General features: G+C 60.1%; 7 protein-coding genes and 1 pseudogene. 4 read left to right on the top strand and 4 right to left on the bottom strand.

Annotated elements, in window-relative coordinates; translation table 11 throughout:
• Positions 1-124: pseudogene (locus G6N73_RS38475) on the top strand (DDE-type integrase/transposase/recombinase); the annotation flags it as partial.
• Positions 125-164: 40 nt separating this feature from the next.
• On the opposite strand, the gene G6N73_RS34500 reads toward G6N73_RS38475, so the two are convergent.
• The 4 genes from G6N73_RS34500 to G6N73_RS34485 form a co-directional block, all read right to left on the bottom strand.
• Positions 165-725: an RES family NAD+ phosphorylase gene (locus tag G6N73_RS34500; protein WP_165034363.1), complete on the bottom strand. Its 561-nt coding sequence runs from the start codon at positions 723-725 to the stop codon at positions 165-167.
• Positions 722-2,188, bottom strand: a complete 1,467-nt coding sequence (locus tag G6N73_RS34495; RefSeq protein ID WP_165034362.1) for a DnaB-like helicase C-terminal domain-containing protein — start codon at positions 2,186-2,188, stop codon at positions 722-724. The genes G6N73_RS34500 and G6N73_RS34495 overlap by 4 nt, the downstream gene beginning before the upstream one ends.
• A 410-nt stretch (positions 2,189-2,598) precedes the next feature.
• Positions 2,599-3,009, bottom strand: a complete 411-nt coding sequence (locus tag G6N73_RS34490; RefSeq protein ID WP_165034361.1) for a hypothetical protein — start codon at positions 3,007-3,009, stop codon at positions 2,599-2,601.
• A gap of 160 nt (positions 3,010-3,169) precedes the next feature.
• Positions 3,170-3,358, bottom strand: a complete 189-nt coding sequence (locus G6N73_RS34485; protein ID WP_165034360.1) for a hypothetical protein — start codon at positions 3,356-3,358, stop codon at positions 3,170-3,172.
• Between the two features lie 175 nt (positions 3,359-3,533).
• Between G6N73_RS34485 and G6N73_RS34480 the strand changes: the two genes are divergently transcribed.
• The 3 genes from G6N73_RS34480 to G6N73_RS34470 all read left to right on the top strand — a co-directional run.
• The gene (locus G6N73_RS34480; protein ID WP_206079253.1) at positions 3,534-4,505 is read left to right on the top strand and encodes a Vgb family protein; all 972 of its coding nucleotides are present in this window, start codon (positions 3,534-3,536) and stop codon (positions 4,503-4,505) included.
• Positions 4,506-4,974: 469 nt separating this feature from the next.
• Complete coding sequence (locus G6N73_RS34475) at positions 4,975-5,241, top strand: hypothetical protein (RefSeq protein ID WP_246252807.1); 267 nt, start codon at positions 4,975-4,977, stop codon at positions 5,239-5,241.
• Positions 5,204-5,583, top strand: a 380-nt coding sequence (locus tag G6N73_RS34470; protein WP_425484194.1) for a hypothetical protein, incomplete at its 3' end; no start/stop codon positions are given. The genes G6N73_RS34475 and G6N73_RS34470, both read left to right, overlap by 38 nt.

Here is a 5,583-nt window from a genome sequence, read left to right as displayed (position 1 = left end):
GATCGGCTGGGGTTGGTTCTATCTCTCCACCATCCTCGACGACTTCTCCCGCTACATCATCGCCTGGAAGCTATGCACGACCATGAGGGTGGAGGACGTCACCGACACGCTGACGATAGGGATGGGTCTCGCGCTATGGCACCGTGAGCTCGACCCTGCGTCAGTTACGTCGCCCATTTTGTACGACGGCGTTGCAGGGCGTTGGCATCGATAACCTCGGCGATCCGCGCATCAACTGAAATGGGCGCCGTCACGAACCCGCCGGTATTGATCAAATCCTGGACCGTAGGATGCGTGCAGTTCACAACGAGGTTGTACTCTTCGCGGACGATAGCTGAGGGTACTTGCAGCCCAAAGTGCTCGCGCTCTTTAAACCATAAGGCACCAATGCGCAGACAAGTTCGATTCCCGGGCTGACGCCAGACGGGATCCTGCGCATCAAGTTCGTCAGCTGAAATTCGTCGGATACCCGACGGAGCGCTCAATTCCTTGGGAATAGCGAGCTTTGCGGCTACCAAAGGCGCGTGGTCATCGCGCGGATGCACGCTCAAATGGACCAGTCGCTCAAGCATGCACAGCGCGCGGCTTTCAGCGAAATAGGCAACGGGTGATCCGCGGAGGTGCCAGCGCCCCGACGCCTGTCGACCTCCCTCACCGTCAAGCAGCTGCGCGAGGTCGCGGGCATATTCCTTTCGTGTCACACGATAGACCACGAGACCTGTCATGCAGTCAGCCCGTATTCGGCCTGCAACAAGATCTCCTCAACCACTCTGGCGCCGATGTCTGAACGAACGTAGGCGAGCGGCGTCGATCCGCTGAGCTGGGTGACTTGCGGACCTCGAAGCCATGCCAACGCCGCATCCCGCCCCCCCAGCACCCGCGCGGCGATCACCAGAATTCTGGCAATGCGCTCGACGGCCGCACTTTCGTCGATAGTGAGCCTCCCGTCTTTGCGACGTCGGGCAAGCGTTCGTGCAGGCGCGACTAGAGTTTCGATCTCCTGTGCGCTGATCCCTGCGTCACGAAGACAATCGAGGACCGTGGTGGGGAAGCCCGCCTGAACAGCGCGGGCGAGGTCTGCAGGGCTACGAATCGATTTTCCAAGGGTTACCGCGCCACCTAGCAGTTCAGCGGTCGCAAACGCTGGCACTGCGTCCCCAACCGGCTCTTCTTGAATCTCCTCATCCCGAAGTGCAGCGGCCCTCTCTAAAAAGGTTGTGTTTTCAATCAGACCTGTTGACGAGTCCAGATCGTCAACGGCCAAGGGTTTTTGAACGTCACCGCCTGATGGGCTGGAGAATCGCATGATCGAAGCATCAAAATTCAAGGCTACGACGCCAGTGGGACCACGTGGCTGCTTGGCGATGATTACTTCGATTGTGCTTTGCGCATCTCCCGTGGATTCCTCCCGCTGCGGGTGGAAATCGAGGAACATGACCACGTCGGCGTCTTGGGCGATCGAGCCGAATTCCTCTAGGTCGGACAGAACAAGCTGGTTATCGTTCCGTTCCGCTGCATGCGACACTCGGGAGAGGGCTAGCACGGGAACGTTCAAATCCTCGGCAACGGCCTTCAGACCCTGGGAGATTGTGGAGATATCGAGCTGCTCATAAGAGTCGGTCTGTGAGGGGGGCCGCATCAACTGCAGATAGTCGATGACAATCAGGGCGAGGCCGTGTTGGCGCTTCAGTCGTCGTGCGCGCGCAGCAATCTCAGAGATGGAAATGCCGGTGGTCTGGTCGATGAACAGCGGACTCTTCTGCATCATTTGCGAACAGGCGACGAGCCTTTCAAAGTCGGTTTCCGTAATCTCCCCACGGCTGATCTTAGAGGAGGGGATTTCGGTCTGCCCAGAAATGATGCGCGTCGCGAGTTGCTCAGACGAATTTTCGAGAGAGAAGAACGCAACTGGTTCACCGATGGGGCCGGACCTAGCCACATGGAATGCGATGCTCGCGGCCAGCGAGGTTTTGCCCGCTCCCGGCCGCCCGGCGACGATCACTAGGTCGGAGGGATACAGTCCTCCCAAGAAAAAATCCAAATCACGTAGCCCAGTGGAAAGGAAAGTCGCATCGCGCTCGTGCCGAAAGGCCGTTTCCGCGGCAACAACGGATTCTGATAATGCGGATTTGAGTGTGACAAATTCATCGTCCCATGAGTGCTGGGCGAGGGCGGCAAAGCGGCTCATCACGTTGATCCTCCTCGGGCATGCGAGAGTCCATCTCGATCTTTGGATTTGATTGGTCGGTTTGGCGATGCAATCATGAATCCCCCAACCAACTCTGATTGTTGCCCGCGCGAATAACAAAGTCTCGAGTATGCCACATGCCGATAATGTGGCGGCGAATGGCACAATTGTCAACTTTCGACGAGTCGTAGCCTATCACGAATGGCGAATCCGCAGCATGCGAGCGAAGCCGCTATGGCGACGTTCGATGTTTGTTCGCCGAAAGTCGCATAAGGTTGCAGTGTGGAACTCAACAGCCGAGGCCTGCATTGTGTCTTCAGCATCGTGGATGCGCCACAACGTTGACGCCCATCCAAACCTCCGCCCAAGGCTTTAAGAGAAACCTGGTTGGCGCCCTGGCGGCAGAGGCTTCAGCCGGTGGACCGTCGAATTCGTGGGGCCGCGCAAGGTCTCGACGAAAAACGCTCCCATTTCCTCCTGCAACGCGGTCGTTGTTGCGGCGCTTCCTCCATGGCCTTCCTGTTACCAATCAGCCGCTCGGCGGTGGCAAAAGCGCGCTGCCATCGTTCCAGCTCGCCCGCCGGGAAGGGCTCGTCCCACGGCATTAGCTCCTCAAACGCCGAGCACCAGGTGATGTTGAACGCACACGGGAGGAGGTCGGCGAATCGCAGCTCCCGGCCGAAGCGTCTCCGGATCACTTCATGTGCACACGTCTTGCACAGCGTTTCGTTCTTCCGCGCTATCTGTCGCCAGATAGCATCCTTCAGCATCGGCGCCACTTCGTCCGGTTCACGCCCACAACGATCGCAACGAATGTTCATCGGGGCTCCTGGATGGCTTTGGCCGTGCGCACCAATCGACGTTCGAAGGTCCGGCCAAAGAAGGAGGATTGCGCGGAATGCGCAGGCTCCCCTTGCAGGCGTATCGAGTCCCTGCAATCCACGATTGGCCATTTGACCTCTGTAGCGGCGGTTTCATAAGCTAGGTGCCGCCCGGCTCGGTCTCGGTTTCCGGGACGCCAAAATCGGTGCAGAACCAGTCGGCGCCATGCCATGTCGCTGCCCATAGCCGTGGTCTTTCAATTTTACCTAAACGCCTTTTCGAGCCGACGGTTTCGTTGCTGCGCTCGCCCCAGCTTTTCCATGACGCGTAGGCGCGTTTGGTCGTCACTTGACCGCCTTGCTGGCAGCATCGGTCATCCGCGAAAGCGCAAACAGCATGGTTCGAACTTTCGATTTGCTGCGCTATCTCTCGAACCAGTACGCGCGCTGAGACACAGCCGTCTCCGTGCGAAAACGGCACGTAGGATCTATGCAATTGAAATTCGCGATGTGAGGAGTTCGCCATGTTTCGTAAGATTGCGTCGGTGCTGTTCGCCGCGCTGCTCTGCTCGGCGGCGGCGCGTGCCGCCTCGGAGGAGGTCCGCTACTATCCCGTTCCGGAGGGCGCCGGCCCGCATGATGTGGCTCCCGCGCCGGATGGGTCGGTGTGGTACACTGCCCAGGGTCAAGGCGCGCTTGGGCGGCTCGATCCTGAGACAGGCGCGGTCGAGCACGTCACCTTCGGCGACGGCTCGGCGCCGCACGGGGTGATCGTCGGTCCTGACGGCGCCGCCTGGGTCACCGACGGCGGCCTCAACGCCATTGTGCGCGTCGATCCCGAGACGGAGGCGGTGAAGGCCTTTCCGCTCCCCGATGGGCATGACTACGCGAACCTCAACACCGGTTCCTTCGATAAGGACGGGAGGCTCTGGTTCACGGGACAGAACGGCATTTACGGCCGGCTCGATCCGGCGACGGGCAAGGTCGACGTTTGGGACGCGCCGCGCGGTCGCGGCCCCTACGGGATCACGACCACGCCGTCCGGCGAGGTCTACTATGCCTCGCTCGCCGGCAACCACATCGCCCGGATCGATCTTTCGACGGGCGAGGCTTCCCCGATCGACCCGCCTACCGCTGATCAGGGCGCCCGCCGCGTCTGGTCGGATTCCAAAGGTCGCATCTGGGTCAGCGAATGGAACGCCGGCCAGGTTAGCGTCTTCGATCCGGCAGCGAACGATTGGCAGAGCTGGAAGCTGCCCGGAGACGGGCCCCAGGCCTACGCCGTCTATGTCGACGAAAAAGACAAGGTCTGGCTCACCGATTTCAGCGCCAACGCCATCGTCCGCTTCGACCCGGAAACGGAGACCTTCTCGAGCTTCCCGTCTGACCGCGACAACGCTGACGTACGTCAGCTCAACGGGCGCTCCGGCGAGGTATGGGGAGCGGAGTCCGGTACCGATCGCCTCGTGGTGATCAAGACCGAAAGTAGCAGCTGAAGAAAAGTGGTGCCGCGACACTGCGCCATCAGCGGAATGCGGTATTCACGATGCGACGCGGCTTGCCGTGTCGAGGAAAGCCGCGCGATCCGTGAAGAGGTCGAGTTCGCCGGCGACGAAGCGGAACGAGGCATGGCGCGCGCCGGGCGCTTCGGTCACCACCCGCTTCGCTACCTAGTCTGGGGGCGTATGTTTTCCTGAGCGTGATTGCCGTCCACTGAAGGTTCCTTCTGGCGCGCATCCGCGTCCTTGCCGGAGGGGAAGGATGAACCGCGGCGAATCCTTGCCGGACGCGAGGGATTGAGCCAATCCAGGCGTTCCAGAGGGAGCCCGCACGTCTTGAATAAGGCTTTAAGCTGCCGTCGCGCCGAGCAGCCGGTTCTTTCGGCAAGTGCCAGCCTAGACGCGCCGCGTTCACCTACGGTTCAGGCTCGATGGCTTAACGTGGCAGCCAGCGAAGGAGAGAGCCATGCGTATCGGATTTGTCCTGTTTGCTGTTGCGGCCATGACGACCAGCATGGCCCAGGCCGGGAGCCAATCGTCGAATACGAGCTCGAACCGCTCATCCAACAACGGCGTGGTGCGCGAGCGGATTGTCGAGACTTATTGCGAGGACGGCTATTGCGAGCGCTACGTTAAGCGTCGGGTATTTATCGAAGATTGGAGCAGCGATCACAAACGCGAACGGGATCGCTACCGTGACCGCTACGACGATGACGATGATGACGATGATTGAGGTTCCCGTGATGATGAAAAAGCTCTTGTCTGTCCTGACAGCCGCAGTCTTGGCTATGGCTTTCGCCTTGCCTTTGAACGCCGCGCCGATTTCTGTGCCGAAACCTGAACTCGTGCGGGCCGACGTGCTCCAAAAGGTCCATGACGACGATCGGCGACATTGGCGACGCAAGCATTATCGTCACTGGCGGGGGGATCGTCACTGGAAAAGGCGGCACGCATGGCGGGACTGCCGCTATGACAGATGTTACCCGCGTCGCTATTACGGCCGTTCCTACGGCCACCGTGAGTTCTACCCGCGCCACTACCGTCGTCGCCCAGGAATCAGCATTTATCTGGAGTT

Source organism: Allomesorhizobium camelthorni (assembly GCF_011045125.1).
In the GTDB taxonomy this organism is placed as follows: Bacteria; Pseudomonadota; Alphaproteobacteria; order Rhizobiales; family Rhizobiaceae; genus Allomesorhizobium; species Allomesorhizobium camelthorni.
Note: the sequence above shows the minus strand (reverse complement) of the source record. Positions and strands in the feature narration are given on the sequence as shown.

Coding starts and splice junctions, on each gene's coding strand:
- G6N73_RS34480 (WP_206079253.1), top strand. CDS start 3,534: ATGTTTCGTAAGATTGCGTCGGTGCTGTTCGCCGCGCTGCTCTGCTCG.
- G6N73_RS34495 (WP_165034362.1), bottom strand. CDS start 2,188: ATGAGCCGCTTTGCCGCCCTCGCCCAGCACTCATGGGACGATGAATTT.
- G6N73_RS34500 (WP_165034363.1), bottom strand. CDS start 725: ATGACAGGTCTCGTGGTCTATCGTGTGACACGAAAGGAATATGCCCGC.
- G6N73_RS34475 (WP_246252807.1), top strand. CDS start 4,975: ATGCGTATCGGATTTGTCCTGTTTGCTGTTGCGGCCATGACGACCAGC.
- G6N73_RS34490 (WP_165034361.1), bottom strand. CDS start 3,009: ATGAACATTCGTTGCGATCGTTGTGGGCGTGAACCGGACGAAGTGGCG.